The organism is Vogesella mureinivorans (assembly GCF_007644035.1).
Classification (GTDB): Bacteria; Pseudomonadota; Gammaproteobacteria; order Burkholderiales; family Chromobacteriaceae; genus Vogesella; species Vogesella mureinivorans.
In genome coordinates, this window is sequence record NZ_VMTV02000887.1 from 1 (window position 1) to 264 (window position 264).

The 264-nt window shown below is 43.9% G+C and carries 1 protein-coding gene; it reads left to right on the forward strand.

The window, feature by feature from the left end:
• Window positions 1–264 (forward strand): cupin domain-containing protein (locus FLQ44_RS20105; RefSeq protein WP_500692561.1); only part of this gene is annotated, 264 nt, incomplete at both ends.

Sequence of the window (264 nt, forward strand, 5' to 3'; positions counted from 1 at the left end):
CTCGTTACCGTAATCATTGGTTTTGCGCTGGCTGGTGTCGCCGTAGGTGCATTGGTCCCACTGACCTTTTCCGCCGCAGGTCGTTTAGATGAAAATCGACGAGATGAAATTATTGCCCCGCTTTGGCTTATTTTTCGACATGATCCTGCACAATCTATTTATCCTCAACACGGGCATGCTTGGGGAGAATTTATTTATGCATTCAATGGTGTTATGGAAGTGAATATTCATCAGATGAATTATATTACTCCACCACCTTATGGG